A 15662-nucleotide genomic window follows, 5' to 3' on the forward strand; every position below is an offset into this window, starting at 1 on the left:
TGTTATAAACCCCACAATAGCCAGTAACGCAGATACTGGCGCTCCGATAGCCCCGAACAGCACGAGGCCGGAGGAGCCCGCAGTCAGGCCAACGGGGATAAACAGGACGCACAACACTGCCAAGGCACCGAATATTAGGAAGGCCAAGCCAAAGAACTCTCGCAGGGAAGGGTCGTAGTCATTGGGCGAAGCCACTACTCGTCGAGTCAGTGCCGGGCTTGCGACCGGCCGGACAGCAACCTTCAGCGGCACGTAGTGGGCCACCGGACCATGTGTTGGCGTTCGATAGCGGATGCGTCCCGCAATCCGAGGGACGCAGACTGGCTGAGAGGGGCTCTTGGCCGATGCATCGGCCTGTATCTGCGGAGCGTCTATTTCCTCTAATGCCATCGGCTGCATCGCGTTAGCCTGCCTCGTGGGAAAAGACGCAGGCACCAACACCGGATGGCGTTGGCAGTTCAGGAGCAAACTGACAGTAAGCGGCAGTAGAGCGGAACGCATGAACCGATGTGTCATCGCAAGTAAAAAGGGAAGCTGGGCAAGTTACACCGAGTTCCTTCTTCCCATCGTCACCTAAATGTAAATGAGAAACAAACCCTCGTTTGAACGATTGGGACTTTTTAAATGAACTGCGGTCTGGTTGTCAAAACAGAAACCCCCTTCGCTGAAAGCGCTTTGGGCTGAGTAACTTGCGCTAGTGCTGCAACGGCTATAGCAGGCAGCTTTTTTAATGGATAGCGTGTTGCACCAGCCTTCACTTTGGCCTCGCTCCCGCCTTACGGGTTCATTCCGGCACTTGCCCTACTACTGCCTTCCTTACCTCGTGAGCTTGGCCTTCCTGGCCGGTTGCCACGAGGCACCCCGTTCGGCGCAGCGGCCGAGTCAGCCGCCCCAACCACCCGCCGCGACCCCGCCCGCCGGCACACCTCTGCCGGCGACGGTTTCCCCACCGGCCCCTACTCCAGCCCAGCAGGGGCACCACCGCTACGTCGGCACAGTCAAGGGGCGGCGCGTACTGGTGTCGCTAGACGTGGAACCAGACTACCCTAATGCCCAGTACTTCCATTGTGAAGGGACGTACTATTACCTGAACTCCGGCCAGCTCCATGCCCTGCGTGCGGAGGGGGTATGGCAGCCCACGCAGCCGCTGGAAATTCTGACGGACGACGGGGGGCACTGGTGCTTCACGCAAGCGTTGGGGCCCACGCTCTCCGGCGTCTGCACCTCCGGAAGCGGGCAGCCGCTCGGCGCGATTTCCCTGCACGAAAGCTATGCTAGAGCCGCCCAGTATGAGATTCTAACCGAAACCATCCACGAAGGGCGGGGCGTCCGAGTGAATGGCGACCCGGATACCTCTTCCTTTACCCGGTCGTACCTGCACCTGCTCGGGCGCGATACCCTGCGGCCAGCGTTGGCTCGGCTGCAATGCCCCGGGCCTGCCCAGCGCTTGCGGGGGCGGCGGAAGGCGTTGGCGGCGCACGAAGGACCGTTCACCGAAGAAGGTCCACTGGTCGTCTGGTTGGAAGAAGACCTGACCGTGACGCTCAACGAAGCCGACCTGCTGGCTTACTGTGTGGAGCAGGGGGTTGCCTACGGCGGCAGCGGCCGGGGCTACCTGAGTCATCGAAATTACCTGGTTGACTTACGCACGGGGCGGCCCCTGCAGCTGGTCAGCCAGCTGCGCCCCGGCGGCCTGCTGCAGCTGCGGCGGCTGCTCACCCTCCACGCCCGGCGCGACACGGCAGCGCACCTGCTGGCCGACTACCTGCAAGGGCCGCTGCTGCGCCTGCCGCCCGAGGGTTTTATCCTGCAACCGGCCGGTTGCGATGCCTACTACGGCGCCGAAGATTCCCACGACGGCAGCTCCTCCTCGTTTCAGGAGACCATCTCCTGGGCCGAACTGCGCCCGCTGCTGCGGCCGCAAAGTCCGCTTTGGCGCGTGCTGCAGGCCCGGGGACTCTAACCTAACCCTGCTTTTAGCGATTGGAACGTGGCTGTTGCAGAACTCGGCGCAACGAGTTGAAAAGCCCATTGGGCGAGCAGCAAGCGGATAAAATGGTCTGTGAAGCACTATTGCCGGGTGACGATGAGTTAACACAACCCATCCACGAGCCCTGACCCGAGTTCTGCAACAGCCACAACCGTTTTTGTGAACGGTTATTTGCCAATCAGGACGCTACTGCGCGCCTTCCCTTCAAAGGGATGGGCCTGCGGCGCGGTCGCACAGGCGGCTTATCTTGCCGGGCCCTTGCAACCAGCGGGTCTTTTGCCCGCCCGAGCATGGTCGGAATAGCGTTTTATCGGCTGCCTTGTTTTGGTGGTCGCATCCGTAGCGGCGTCCGGCCGGGTTCTTTTTGTTTGCCATGAAACACCTCTATCTCCAGGGCCCCGCCGCGGCCCGGTGCGGTCTTCTGGGATGGTTCCTGGCGGTGGCGAGCCTGTTCGTTCCGGCGGGACCCAGCCAAGCGCAACCCCGCGTCACCGCCCGTTCAGCCGATTTTTCCCTCTTTGACAATGCCGTGGCCGTGCTGCCCAACGGCAACCTGGTGGTCGCCGACCCCGGCTACAGCCCGGACACGACGCGCCGGGGGATGGGCGCCGTGTACCTCTACGACGGCCGCACCAAAGCCCTGATTAGTGTGCTCACCGGGAGCACGGCCGACGACCAAGTGGGCAGTGGCGGCATCACCGTGCTCGCCAACGGCAACTTCGTGGTGCGCAGCCCGGACTGGAACAACGGCGCGGCCGCGCGGGCGGGAGCCGTCACCTGGGGCAGCGGGACACGCGGGGTGAGCGGGGTGGTGAGCGCGGCCAACTCCCTAGTAGGCGCCACGACCGACGACCAAGTGGGCAACAGCACGCCGGTCAATCAGTTCGCCGACGACTACCACTATAACTACGACGACGTCGTCCTGAACAAGGAAGTCACGGCGCTGCCCAACGGCCATTATGTGGTGAGCAGTCCGTACTGGCACAACGGGGCCGCTGCGAACGCCGGGGCCGTGACCTGGGGCAATGGCAACACCGGCATCCGGGGGGTGGTGAGCGCTGCCAACTCGCTGGTGGGGACCCACCCCAACGACCAGGTGGGCAACAACTCCCCGGACAATAATACCAGTGACTACGTCGACAACACCAGCGTGCGGGTGCTGACCAACGGCCACTACGTGGTGAGCAGCCCCAACTGGCGGAACCGGGCCGCGCCCCAGGCCGGGGCCGTGACCTGGGGCAACGGCGCCACCGGCGTGCGCGGGGCGGTCAGCGCCGCCAATTCCTTGGTTGGTTCCCATCCCGGCGACCAGGTAGGCCTCGGCGTGACGGAGCTGCCCAACGGCAACTATGTGGTCAGCAGCCCGCAATGGAAGAACCGGGCCGCGGCCACGGCCGTCGGGGCCGTCACTTGGAGCAGCGGCCAAACCGGGGCGACGGGCGTCGTCAGCGCCGCCAATTCCCTGGTCGGGGCCCATAGCTTCGACTACGTGGGCAACGGCGGGGTGACGGTGCTGCCCACCGGCCACTACGTGGTGAGCAGTCGGTTCTGGCACAACGGGGCCGCCGCCAACGCCGGGGCCGTGACCTGGGGCAACGGCCGCACCGGCGTGAAGGGCGTCGTGGGTGCCGCCAACTCGCTGGTCGGCTCCCATGCCGGCGATGACGTGGGGGCGAACTTCCAGAGTTATTATGACCACGACTACGAAGAACCCCCGACCGACGGCCGGGGCATCACGGTGCTGCGCAACGGCCACTACGTGGTGAGTAGCCCCGAATGGCAACACGGGGCCGGGGCCGTGACCTGGGCCAGTGGCGCCACCGGCGCGCGTGGAGTGGTCAGCGCCACGAATTCCTTGGTGGGCGCCCACCGCGACGACCAGGTCGGCACGGGCGTGGTGGCGCTGGCCAACGGCCACTACGTAGTGCGCAGCCCGCGCTGGCAAAACCGGGCAGTTTCGCACGCTGGCGCCGTGACGTGGGGCCACGGCCAGCGGGGCGTTAAAGGCGCCATCAGCGCGGCCAATTCGCTGGTCGGCGTCCATGCCAACGACCGGGTGGGCCTCGGCGTGACGGCGCTCGCCAACGGGCATTACGTGGTGAGCAGCCCGCTCTGGCAACACCGGGCCGCAGCCCGGGCCGGGGCCGTGACCTGGGGCAACGGGTGGACCGGCGTCAAGGGGGCGGTGAACGCCGCCAACTCGCTGGTCGGCGCCCACGCCGACGACCAAATCGGGAACGATGCCTCGGTTGATGGGTACATCGAAGACCGGGTTCGGAACGGTCAGGTCACGGCGCTGCCCAATGGGCACTACGTGGTCAGTAGCCCGTACTGGCGAAACGGAGCGGCCCGCATGTCCGGCGCCGCCACCTGGGGCAGCGGCACCGCCGGGGTTAGGGGCGTGGTGAGCGCGGCCAACTCGCTGGTCGGTTCTGCCGGCGGGGACCTGGTGAGCAGCGCCGGCGTGACCGCGCTGCCCGGGGGCCGGTACGTGGTGTGCAGCCCCCATTGGGCCAACGGGGTGGCCGCCGGCGCGGGGGCGGTAACGCTGGGCAACGGCACCGCTGGCGCCACGGGCGGGGTGAGTGCGGCCAACTCCTTGGTGGGCACCACGGGCAATGACCTGGTGGGCTCCGGCGGCGTCACGGTGCTGGCCACCGGCCATTTCGTCGTCCACAGCCCGTCCTGGAAGCACGGGTCGGCCCGCCCGGCCGGGGCCGTCACCTGGGGCAGCGGCACGGCCGGGGTGCACGGGGCCGTGAGCCCGGCGAACTCGTTGGTTGATTTCCAGCGCGACGAATACACCGCCGGCAGCGAGGTCCTGGCGCTGCCCAACGGCAACTACCTGGTCAGCACCCCCAGCTGGCCAAACGGGGCCGTGGCCCGGGCGGGGGCCGTGACCTGGGGCAGCGGCCAAACCGGCACGCAGGGGGCGGTGAGCGCGGCCAACTCGCTGGTGGGCACGCACCTGAACGACCAGGTGGGCGTCGGCGGCGTGACCGTGCTGGCCACCGGCCACTACGTGGTGAGCAGCCCCTTCTGGAAAGACAGTTCCGCCGCCGGGGCCGTGACCTGGGGCAGCGGCACGGCCGGCGTGCAGGGCCGCGTGAGCGCAGTCAACTCCCTGGTCGGCACCAATGGCAGCGGCGAGGAGGGCGTGGAAGAGGGTCAGGTAGCGGCCCTCATGAACGGCGACTACCTGGTGCTCACCCATGGCACGCCGAATGGGCCAACGGGCCCGGGGGTGGTCCTCACCCCGGGCCGGGGCACGGCTGGGGTCACGGGGGGCGTGAGCGCGGCCAATTCTTACGTCAGTCCCCCGGGCACCGCTTCACCCCGCTAGCGTCCACTCAGTGGGCACCCGGGTGAGGATGCAAATCAACTAATCCTTTCGCCGAAATGGCAGCCAAACCAGCGCGGTACGGGTAACTGCTTTAGAGCCAATTTGGCGCCGGACCAGTGACGTTAACGGCGCTTGCTCTTCCGACCGTTTGGCTGAACCACACTTATGAAACATGCATGATTTCCCGCCTTTTTGTTGGTTAAGCAGCCGATTATTGGCCGTGGGCACCTGCTGGTGCGTGCTGACAGGGTGTGTGCTGGGCTGTCCTACGCAACCCCGCCTGCGGGAATTTACCTTGTACAATCCCCGCTTCCAGGCCGAGCACGCGTCGGTGTTGACGCAACCCAACCTGCCGTTTGCCGGGTTTTATTATCGCCCGGTCCCCGGCACCGCCCTAGGTTCGCCCAGCTACAGCTACTTGAAGTTCCGGGAGGATGGCAGTTTCTTTACGGCTTTCATGCCGGTTGCGCCCGAGCAGTTCCGCTTGACCGCGCCCGTGGACAATCTCGGCTACCTGGCCCTCTGCGGCGATAGCGCCCGCTTCGAACTCAAATCCGCCATTGACCACGCCGGCCTAGCTGGAACGTTTCGCTTTTACGGCGACAGCCTGTGGATGGTCGAGCAGCCTACCCGTCGCAAAGACAAGCCGAATCGGTTGGTTTATCGGCGACATGCAACCAACTAAAACCGCTCCTTTTCTGTAAGTCGAGCGCGTTCAAGCCACGACCGTTTCAGTAAATCTTTGAATATTGACTGGCATGAAGCTTCTACTCCTCGCCACGCTCCTGCTACCTACGCTGGCCTTGGCCCAAGCGGGCAGACCGGCTGCCCCGGCGGCAAAACGAATCATGCCGGCCAGTGCGCTCGCGGCGCTGCTACAGGCCTTTGGTGCGCATCTCCATCAAAAGCGGGACGGGAACCGCGAGGAACCCGCACAACGGAAAATGGTGTACGGCGATGTCGATGGCGACGGAGTACCGGATGCTGTGGTTCTTTACACCCTCGAAGAAGTCCGTGGCAATGGCTGGGGCCAATCCCTGGCCGTTTTTCTCCAACAAAAAGGGGGGTACCGACTCGTTGCTGATGAAGCGGTGGGCGGCAAATTCTTCCGCTCATTCGACGTCGTAAAAATTGTTGACAACGAAATAATTGGCCAAATCCGAACTTGTCCTGGCCACGAGGTCGCATGCGATAACGCCCGAAAGCAGCAGGTGAAGTTGGTCTTGGTGGGTACCACCCTGCGAGAACGTTAATAGCTCCACTAAGCGCCAGCCCTCAGGTAAAATAATCCTTATTTCATCGGAAGCAGCCCATTTAAGGCACCGTTTCGTTGAGCGGGCAAGCCATTTCAAATGCGACAGTCTGTCGAGGCATTCTACTTACAAGCTCTATGCGCTTCTTCTTATTCAGCTTTGTCCTGGTTGCTTGTAGCCCTGATGCCGGAAAGGCACGGGTAGACATGCCCCTGCGTCCATTAGGTGAACCGAATGGTGAACGAGCCGCTGATGCGCTGGGGAACAGTGCCCAAGGCGCTGCCGAATTGGACCAGCGGGCCTCGGCGGTTCGGGAACCGGCCCCGCCGCCCGATAGCCTGGGTCCCCGGCTCATGGCTTGCCGCAGCCTCAGCTTTCGTGACCTGAAGGCCGGCTTGGCGGAGCACGACACGATAGTGCCGGTTCTGAACGGACACGGCCTGCGGGTGACGGAGGCCGATGGGGGCTGTTCGTGGTTTTATTACCGGGCCACCCTCCGGGATACGCTGTGGCGTTGCCTCTCCCTGAATTATGACCTGCTCACCTGTGGGGCCATTACCGGTTGCGGCTTCGAGGCCGAATGGGTGGAGTGGGACGGGAAGCCGCCACGGGAAGTATTGCTACGGTTGGAGGGGCACATGAGCGCCCCGGCGACCACCGAAGAATGCGCCGCCGTTCAAATCATTAGCGTCGCAGGCCCACCACGCGTGCTGTTGCAGGCCTCAACCTTCTACGAAACGTACAGTCCGCACATAGAAAGTCCGGAAGAGGAGGCCTGTGAGCAGGAGGGCTGGGAACGGTCGGTGCACCTGCGTCAGCGGGACGTGGTGCTGGGCGCCATCAACCAAATAGGCAAGTGCCCGACGAGCCCCATGGTCCTCACCCAATTAGCCGCTGGCCGCTACCGCTACCACCAGGACAAGGTCTTCCGCGCCGGAAAGTGAGCGCTATCGCCGCATCAGCAGTTCGATTACGCGCGGCACGGGCTTTCTCTGTCGATTGCAAAACCTCTCGGGTGGTCTTCACTGGATAACTTTCCGCATGGGCGACTGGCAAGTCGTTAGCATGGCCCTCAGGGCTTCGTCGGGCGAGAACGAAAGCGCGCTATTTTGTCGTACTCCGCCGCCAGCCCTTGCAGCCGGCTCCGGTAAGGATGGATGCGCTTTTCGGCGATGCCCCGGCGCTGGGCCTCGGCCAAATCGGCCAGGGCCGCCTGGCAGTGGAGCAGAGCCACATCGTGGTTGTTGTTGTTACCGGCTATGAGGAGCGCGGAGTTCAGGTGGGCAAAGGCCCGGCCCAACAGCAACTCCGGCTCATGGGGATGCTTCGCGAGCAGGGCATCGAAGTGCGCGACCATCCCACTGGAAAGATAAACACCTTCGGCCAGTTCATAAGCCGCCGTCCAATGGCGAAAAGCGGCCCGACGCTCCCCTTTCTCATACTCAACATAGCCCAGGTCAAAAAGGAGGCTTTGCTTTTCACCCCGCGCGTAATGCCACCGGGTATACGCCTCATCCAGGTAACCGGCGGGTGGCTCGGGTGGCAACGGCTTGAGGAGTTGGGTGAGGTCGGTGGTGGCCTGGATGTATTCGGGGCGGCCCCGGAAATGCCGCGCCTTCAGCAGGGACCGGCTACGGAGGTAGGAGAACGGGGAAGTTGAGCGGCGAATCAGCTCATTATAGCCAGCCAGCGCCTGGTCGTATTTCCGCGCCTGTGTATTGTCCCTAATCCGGTCGCTGTGCCATTCCTCTAACCGTTGGGCGTCCTCGTTTTTGTTTCGGTCGAGACTGGCGTTGCCTTGGGAGTCGACCAGCTGGATGGCGGCGGTAAGGGCGGTCGCCGCCGAGTCGTATTGCCCAAGACTGCGGTAAGCGTTGGCCCGCGTTTCGTACGCGGCGGGCTGTACTTTCAGGGGCAGTCCCAGACGAAACGCGCGCCGCAGGTCGGCCAGGGCCTGACGCGGTTGGTGGACTAAGTTCAATCGCTGCTCGCCGCGGTCCTGGAAATAGGCGGCGGTCAGGTTTGGTTCGCTCAGAAAGTCCAAGTCAACGGCTGGCTGATAGGTCATCGCCTTCACTGCGCTCCAGCCGGCCAGACTGGTGGGAGTCAGGTCGTAGGCGCGATGGCTATTATCCTCTTCGTTATACACCGGGTACTTCGCCAAGCGCAGGCGGAAGTGGCCCGGCATAAAGACTAGGGAATCAGCTTGTTGCCTAAAACCCATTCCATTAGGTGAAATAACCCCGATAAAATCCACCATCATCACCTGCTGACCGTACGTCAGCAGCAGCCTGTGGGCGAGCGGGAGGGTGTCGGCTGCAGGCGGCAGAAAGGCGGCGAAGGATTCGCTCACGCGTTCTTCAAGGGCGAAGGTGGGGGAGGTGTGCTCATACACGACCCGGGCCCGGGCCGTCGTGTCCGTCAGAAGAAACACCCGTGCTCGCACGGTGCTGGTGTCGGTGGGTACGAGTTGCCGGCCCCGTTGCAGATAAAAAGCCTTGACCACCAAGCCACCACCGCCACCTGGCTGGGCCAAAAGGGGCCGCCAAGGGCTTAGCAGCAGCAGGCACACCAATCGTTTCATCATAAAGCAAACATCAGCAAAGAAATAGCTTCATTCAGCCAATAGGCAGAAAAAGCTCGTCAGGAAGAGGGCGGCTTTCCCTTCCTGGCAAGCGGGTGCTCAAAATACGGGCAAATGCTCGGCAGGCGCCGGGCCATCCGGTACCACTATCATTTGCACCCGGGCGAGCCCCCGTTGCCCGTCCAATGGACAAGGCCGCTTAACCCCAGTTCTTTCCTGGAAACGGAAGACTCGTAGCTTGCATTTAATTCTTCCAAGCGGCGCCTGCAGTGCCGATGGTGGGGACAGTCCTTGTTGCAAAAACTGTTTGACCACTGCGGCTTCACCTTAACTCCCTTCCCTGATGGCTGCTCTCGCCAGCCGAATCCCTGGCCGTTTCGGCGTGTTGTTGCTGCTGTCGTTGGGAGCACTGCTCGGCAGCTGCTGGAGCGAGCGGCTGGCCTTTGCCTTTCAGCCGACCCTAGCCGCCCAAGCGACCAGCCCTGACGTGATTCAGCCGCCCGCGCGGGTTCTGCCGGCCGCGACCCCGCGGGATTCGACTGCCCTCCTCACGCCCACCGTCTTGTCACGGCACCCCCGACGAGCCGGCTTGTTCGCAACTGGGCACGACCGTCAGCAATCCCTGCCGGCCATTGCCCAACGAGTGGGCCGCATCCATACCCGCCCACGGGTGCATCGGACGCCAGCGGGCTCCATCCGGCGGCCCTCGCTGGCCCATGGGGCCGATAAGTACGAGCGGTACTTGTACACGGGGCTTGTCAGCGTCGGCGTCGGCCTGCTTTGCCTGATTGCCGCGCTGGTTCTGCTGTCGGGCCTGCTCGCGTTGGCGGGCCTGGGGGCGATATTGCCCGGGTTCTTCTTGATGGCTACCGGATGGAATGGCGACGGGCACTGGAGCTACGGCTAAGCCGCTGGACCTGCTGGGCGCTGCCATCGCGCCCGTTATTAGACGAAGTCGCTTGGCGTCAGATACCGGCCCCGATGCAGCGAGCGCCTCTTTTCGAGCAAATTTGAGGCTTCCGCCCCCACTTTGGTCCTGCTATTTCTTCGGGCTGGCCTCCTGGCTTACGGGCTCCGGACCGGCGTAATACTCGTACCGAAACCCCTCGTAGCGTTGCCGCTCGGTCACCTGATAGGGCCACCCCGGGTACTTGCGCAGGAGCCTACGCAGCCCGCGGCCGTGCGGGTCCTGCGCGGGCTCCAGCAGCCACCGGGTCAGGGACGCGGACACCGAATCCCCGTCGGCGAGCCGCACGGCCTGCCGGTTGTAGCTTTCCCGCACGGTCAACTCGACCAGTTCCCGGGCCGCGTTGTAGCGGAAGCGGCGGTCCGTGACCGTGAACCGCCACTGCTTGAGCAGGCGCTCGGCCGCGGAATCGGTGGGTTGCCACCCGTAGCGGGCAGCGGGGGAGGGGAGGGGGAGGTCCGGAACGGGGGACGGATAGTGGTTAAACGCGTCGTAGGCGTCCTGCCGCTCGACTTCGATTTCCCGGTGCACGCGCTGCCGGCCTTGCCATAGCACCAGGCGCGTGTGGTCCCCGGCGGCCTCGACCCACCAGCGGGGGTGATAGAAGCACGCTACGCTGGCTTTCGCCGGGTTCGTTTCCTGGCGCAGGCGCCGGGCCGCATCGTAGACCTGTTTCTGCGTCGAAGTGCGCGGAAGGTTTCCGCCACCCTGAGGCAAGGCCTGGGGCGGCGAGGCCGCTACGCGCAACGCCGAGGCGCACAGATTCAGCGTGTCCACCGGTGTGAACGTCAGGTCAAACGACTGGCTAGTGGTGCGGCGCAGGCGACCCCGAACGTAGGTGGGTACGCGTTGCGTGGCGGTCGTAAACGAAAACGGCAGCCGCTGGTCCTCGCTCGCCAGCGTGACGGTCTGCTGGACCCGGCCCTGGGCATCGTAGCACACCTGCAGCTGCCCGGTGAGATGCTGGCGGTCGCTGAGCGCGGAGTCGGCCGTGGTGTACCGGCGCACGGTGGTGAGGCGCTGCCGCGCATCGTAAACCAAACGGTAGTAGGTCCACGACGTCGCCGGTTGGCAGGGCGGGTCGCGGTACGCATAGTTGCGGGCGCGTTCCACCACCTGACGGAGCCGGCCCGCCGCGTCGTACGTGAGCCAGCGCCGCCAGCGGAACTGGGTGAGGAGCGTGTCGGGGCATTGGTCCCACTGGTTGTAGCTGGCCAGGTCGAGTTCGACCAGGCGCTGGCGGGCATCGTAGCGCTTGCGCACCCGCCAGCCGGCGGTTTGGGAGCGGGGGTGGCCCGGCTGGTCCTGCTGCCGGCCTTCGGCGTCGAGCAGCTGGCCGGCCGGATTGTAGGTGTAGCGGAAGCGCCAGGCGAGCCGCGGTGCAAAGGGCGGGGGGATGGCTTGCGCTTTGGTGGCCCGGTGCATGTCGTGGCCTTGAATCAGGTCGCCGGGTTCGCGCCGAACAGTCCCAACTTGTTCGCCGGTGCCCTGAAAGGCCAGTTGGCGGATGCGTCGTTGGCGGATATGCGCCGGCGAGAGGCCCAGCGGGTAATCGGCCTCGGCGACGGGCCACGGGAACGCGCCGCGCAGGTCATCGAAGGCGCTGACGAGCGGAAAGTCCAGCAGCGTGGGGACGGGCTCCTGGGAGGGGAGCACCAGAAACTCGGGCAACTGCGCCAAGGCCGCCGGCAGGGTACCCACGCCGCTTAAAAACAACCACAGCAGTAGCCGAAGAGAAGCAGGCATAAACAGTGCAAGGAGATAGTAGGCGAAGGTAAAAAAGAGCACGATAGCGGACCCTTATCAGATATAGCTGGAAGAAGGCATCTGCCTAATCGCCCTTCTTGTGAACCGCTGGTCTTCCTAAGCCATGGGTGTTTGGTGGCAGAGGAGACTAGGAGGTATAGGTATTGTAGTCATACCGCACGGGGGCGTCTTCCAGGTAAAGGTTCAAAAACGTGGCCAGGGAAGTGGTAATGACCTTGAACACGCTGCGCACGGGCAGAATGCCGATTTCGTAGCCTGTTCCGCTTGCTGCTGGCAGGAGACCATACTCCCAGCTGGTTAGCATGTAATCCACAAACACGGTGAGCGGGGCAGCCACCCGGTGTACGCCCCGGCCCGGGCCGGCATAAACGAGCAGGTCCTGCGCGGTGGTGCTAAGTTCTTCAACGGTCAGAAAGTAAAATCCCTTGTCGTCGAACGCCTGAGGCTATGGCAAGGACATGCCATTGGCCCGCTGGTAAAAGGTAGCAAAATCGGCGGGTAGCGCGACGCCCCGTTGCTGTGCGGTCGCTACCACGTCGGTGGCCAGACCAAGTGCGGGCAGCAAGGATTGGCGTTGCCATTGCTGGCACAACGCGTTCAAGGTGGCGAGGAGAATGGCGTTGGGCATGAGCAAGGAAACCCGCACGGAGCATTCAAAGTAACGCGGGTTCTTACTTTCCCAACTTCTTCGGGCGTTGTGGCCCAGGTGCTACCTCGGGAAACCGCTTGCTAAAGAGCCGGCGGTTCTTTTCGTGTAACGCGTCCAACACGCGCTGACGGGCCGCATGGCTCAGGTCCGTGAACTTCGGTTCCCACCGGTCATAAAAGGCCTGCACGTCCACTAGACTCAACTGCCAGTCCGAGCGCTGGCACCACCGCTCGGGCCACATGTAGGAGGGGCGGAAGTGCTGCACGCACCGTTTCAGCAACACGTGGTGCTGCGCCGTGCGGGCGGCGGAGCCCCGCCGCGCTTTGGCTTTCGTGGCCTTCTCCTGCCCCATCAGAAAATCATCACTTTGCTCGACCTCCTCGACGCGCGCCCGCAGGTAGAGTTTGACCAGGGCGTTGCCCGGTACCCACACATACGCTGCGCGCGCGGCATCGGGTACCGGCAACAGCGCCGCAATCATCGTCGCCGTCCAGCCACGTTCCTTGAGCTGATACGTCGTCAGGTATTTCGTCGGCGGCGGGGCCGACGCGGGGGTCTGGTCCAAAACCATTAGAAAGCGCTGCATGGTAGGAGCGGCTGGGAAGAGCACAAAAATAAGGCACTAATCGAATCTAATGGGTTTTTCTGGCAAAAGGGCAGGCACACACGACAAGCCATCAACCCGTTGATTTATAGTTTACTACTAATTGATTACACTGGGCTTTTCACCAAGAAAACACTCGGTAAAAAGCCCAGCATAGTCACTAGATTGCCTTCTTACAGGCTTTTGGATGGCCACCCTTTTTGTGAAGTGCTACCGAAGTGAAGGGCTTCGCTCTAAATCCACCCTTTTCGTGAAATGAGAAACGCTTAACGCTGTCGCAGGTAGTAGGGATTAAGATATTTGGGGTTCACCGTGGTTCGCCCTCCAATAAGAAAGTCTTCTTTGATGCTATCAATGGCTGCCGCCGTGAACGTGGGCCTTAACTCCGTTAACGTCTGCTCGAGACGGGCCGCGAAGGCAAGCGAGTCCTCCACATAAACGCCGTCAACCATGGCGGTATTGAGCAGGCAGTGCTGGCGCGTGACGATACAGGGTAAGACGATGCCGAATTTCTTATTGAAGGACTTGCCCACTTGGTACAGGCCCTGGCAGTCTTTCGTGATAAAGGGCACTAAGTAACGGGAAGGCTTGCTTCTTTTCGCATAGCCCTGCTCGATGAGTTGCTGATAAACAGACGAATGAGCGGAGAGATAATCGCACGTGGCGGCCCTTTTTTCCGGGTTATGTACCGCACTCCGGCAGCCAAAGAGCAACCCGCACAGGCTCAACAGAACGGTTCTGCCATAATTGCCGGCGGTGATGCTAGTAGGCCTCTTCGTTTTCATCGGCATTCAATATTGCTCGTTTTTCTAAATTGACCGTGGCTGTTGCAGAACCCAGGGATGAGCCTTAGAAGTCAGCGCTGACAAGGCGAATAGAGCTAGAAAGGTGGATTAACCAGGTCTTTCCGTGCATTTAGCAGCCAGCTTACCTCGTTTTTGAGCAGTCTAAGGAGTTCTGCAACAGCCACGACCGTGGCTGTTGCAGAACTCGACTCAACGATATAAAAGTCATTGGAGGCGGTCACAAGCGGATGATAAGGCGCGTAAAACACTCTTTTCGGGCGGTTGCGAGTTCGATTACCCGGCCAATGGAGCCTGCCCAAGGGTTGTGCAACAGCCACCACCTTTTTCGTGAACACTACTTCTTGCTCCCGTGGCGGGGTACGCCGCGGGGCCGCGGGGCAGGGCTTGCGGGGTTAGCCTGTGGCTGTAGCGGCCGCTTTTTATCCCCTTGCGATACGGGCGCAGCTCCCGGCGCCAGCGTTTGCGAGTCGATGCCCCGCCGCTCCCAAATCTTATTGTAGCGGTTGATGTCGAACGGCTTGAGCACCCGGTACGGGCCGCCGGCAGCCTGCTCGACGAGCGGGTAGAGGCTGGTCTCGATGTGGGTGTAACGCACGAAGCGCGTGTCGGCCGCGTTGAATACGGGCGGGATGCCAGAGTACTCAAAAAAGCCGCTGCCGTGCCCCACCACCTCGTACACCTGGTCCGTTGGCACCGTCGGCCGGTGGGTCGCTTCGCGAAAGGGGACGGCGCAAAACAAGCCCGCCGTGCGCTCCCCGAGCCCAAACCCGTCAATGATGCCCATGCCCGTTTGCCCCACGGTGCCGCCCTCGGTGACGATTTCGACTTGGGCCCCCACTGGGCCTTTGAACACCTTGTAGACCTCCACCGTGTGGGCCGTGTAAATCTGGGTGTGGGCACGGTTCCAGAAGCTGTGGTAGCCGATGGCCTTGCCCTCGAACACGGCCGTCGCTTTGGCCACCAACTGCGGCACGGGTTCGCCCAAGTAGTTGGTCGTGGTGGGGTGGGGCGTTACCTGGCTCCGGCCCGCTAACGGTCCCAGCATCGCCCAGCCAAGAAAGAAGCCGGCGCCCCACCAGCGCCCCTGAACGTGTCCCATATCGGAAGCTCTGCGCACGAATCGGGCCACTTCTTGCGTCGCCATGGGCGCTTGCTTTCAAAACTAACCCTCCTTCAACTAAACAGCACGCGTTCAAGGCACGACCCTTTTGCTGAACATGATTGCTGGTCACTTTTTCTGGTTCAGCAGCAAGTGGTCGAGCCGGAACAGCAGGTATAGGGCCAGCCCCAGCCCCAGCACGGCCCCGTGACGCCAGTACGTGGGGCCGGCCAATGCCCCGGGGTGCGCCCGGTACCAGAGCGCCTCGCCCACCATCCCCGCCACGCACACCGCCGCGAGCCACGCCAGGACCGCCCCCGTTGGTTTGGCGCGCCGCTTGAACCAGACCAGTACTAGGAGCAAGACGGCCCCAGCCAGCAACGTCAGGCCGTAGAAGGCCGCGTAGGCCAACACCTCAAAAAACACGGCATCGCGCACGTCGAGCAGGAAAGGAAAGGGGACCATCGCCGGCAAAGGAAGGAAAAACCACCGCTTATTTTCTCCTTTGCCATTCCGACCCTGTAAGTGAACCCAATTTGTACAGGTCAAACTGCTTAACTAAAAAGTATATCTCGTTCCTCTTGTACAGCACGCAAGGCT

The 15662-nt window shown here is 62.8% G+C and carries 14 protein-coding genes; 6 read left to right on the forward strand and 8 right to left on the reverse strand.

Going from position 1 to position 15662, the window contains the following annotated elements; genetic code table 11:
* Nucleotides 1-823: 823 nt before the first annotated feature.
* From MTP16_RS25345 to MTP16_RS25365, 5 genes are all read left to right on the forward strand, one after another.
* A complete protein-coding gene (locus MTP16_RS25345; protein ID WP_243521021.1) occupies nucleotides 824-1963 on the forward strand; it encodes a hypothetical protein in 1140 nt (379 codons plus the stop codon).
* A 400-nt stretch (nucleotides 1964-2363) separates the two neighbouring features.
* The gene (locus MTP16_RS25350; protein ID WP_243521023.1) at nucleotides 2364-5333 is read left to right on the forward strand and encodes a hypothetical protein; all 2970 of its coding nucleotides are present in this window, start codon (nucleotides 2364-2366) and stop codon (nucleotides 5331-5333) included.
* 295 nt (nucleotides 5334-5628) lie between these two features.
* A complete protein-coding gene (locus MTP16_RS25355; protein WP_243521024.1) occupies nucleotides 5629-6018 on the forward strand; it encodes a hypothetical protein in 390 nt (129 codons plus the stop codon).
* A 73-nt stretch (nucleotides 6019-6091) separates the two neighbouring features.
* Nucleotides 6092-6586: a PDDEXK family nuclease gene (locus MTP16_RS25360; protein ID WP_243521025.1), complete on the forward strand. Its 495-nt coding sequence runs from the start codon at nucleotides 6092-6094 to the stop codon at nucleotides 6584-6586.
* Nucleotides 6587-6723: 137 nt separating this feature from the next.
* The gene (locus MTP16_RS25365; protein WP_243521026.1) at nucleotides 6724-7530 is read left to right on the forward strand and encodes a hypothetical protein; all 807 of its coding nucleotides are present in this window, start codon (nucleotides 6724-6726) and stop codon (nucleotides 7528-7530) included.
* Nucleotides 7531-7658: 128 nt separating this feature from the next.
* On the opposite strand, the gene MTP16_RS25370 is transcribed toward MTP16_RS25365, so the two are convergent.
* Nucleotides 7659-9173, reverse strand: a complete 1515-nt coding sequence (locus tag MTP16_RS25370) for a hypothetical protein (protein WP_243521027.1) — start codon at nucleotides 9171-9173, stop codon at nucleotides 7659-7661.
* A gap of 340 nt (nucleotides 9174-9513) precedes the next feature.
* Between MTP16_RS25370 and MTP16_RS25375 the strand changes: the two genes are divergently transcribed.
* Nucleotides 9514-10077 (forward strand): hypothetical protein, encoded by a 564-nt coding sequence (locus tag MTP16_RS25375; protein WP_243521028.1) that lies wholly within the window; start codon nucleotides 9514-9516, stop codon nucleotides 10075-10077.
* 132 nt (nucleotides 10078-10209) lie between these two features.
* Here MTP16_RS25375 and MTP16_RS25380 read toward each other — a convergent pair whose 3' ends face one another.
* The 7 genes from MTP16_RS25380 to MTP16_RS25410 form a co-directional block, all read right to left on the reverse strand.
* Nucleotides 10210-11883, reverse strand: coding sequence for a hypothetical protein (locus tag MTP16_RS25380; protein WP_243521029.1), 1674 nt, complete (start codon nucleotides 11881-11883; stop codon nucleotides 10210-10212).
* A gap of 148 nt (nucleotides 11884-12031) precedes the next feature.
* Nucleotides 12032-12241, reverse strand: coding sequence for a hypothetical protein (locus MTP16_RS25385; protein ID WP_243521030.1), 210 nt, complete (start codon nucleotides 12239-12241; stop codon nucleotides 12032-12034).
* 108 nt (nucleotides 12242-12349) lie between these two features.
* Nucleotides 12350-12532, reverse strand: a complete 183-nt coding sequence (locus MTP16_RS25390) for a hypothetical protein (protein WP_243521031.1) — start codon at nucleotides 12530-12532, stop codon at nucleotides 12350-12352.
* Between the two features lie 43 nt (nucleotides 12533-12575).
* Entirely contained in the window at nucleotides 12576-13139 is a 564-nt protein-coding gene (locus MTP16_RS25395; protein WP_243521032.1) for a hypothetical protein, read from the reverse strand.
* 284 nt (nucleotides 13140-13423) lie between these two features.
* Nucleotides 13424-13942 carry a hypothetical protein gene (locus MTP16_RS25400; protein WP_243521033.1) on the reverse strand — a complete coding sequence of 173 codons (519 nt, stop codon included), beginning with the start codon at nucleotides 13940-13942 and terminating at the stop codon, nucleotides 13424-13426.
* Nucleotides 13943-14297: 355 nt separating this feature from the next.
* Nucleotides 14298-15008, reverse strand: coding sequence for a hypothetical protein (locus tag MTP16_RS25405; protein WP_243521034.1), 711 nt, complete (start codon nucleotides 15006-15008; stop codon nucleotides 14298-14300).
* Nucleotides 15009-15191: 183 nt separating this feature from the next.
* Entirely contained in the window at nucleotides 15192-15527 is a 336-nt protein-coding gene (locus MTP16_RS25410) for a hypothetical protein (protein ID WP_243521035.1), read from the reverse strand.
* Nucleotides 15528-15662 lie beyond the last annotated feature (135 nt).

This window comes from Hymenobacter monticola (genome assembly GCF_022811645.1).
GTDB lineage: Bacteria > Bacteroidota > Bacteroidia > Cytophagales > Hymenobacteraceae > Hymenobacter > Hymenobacter monticola.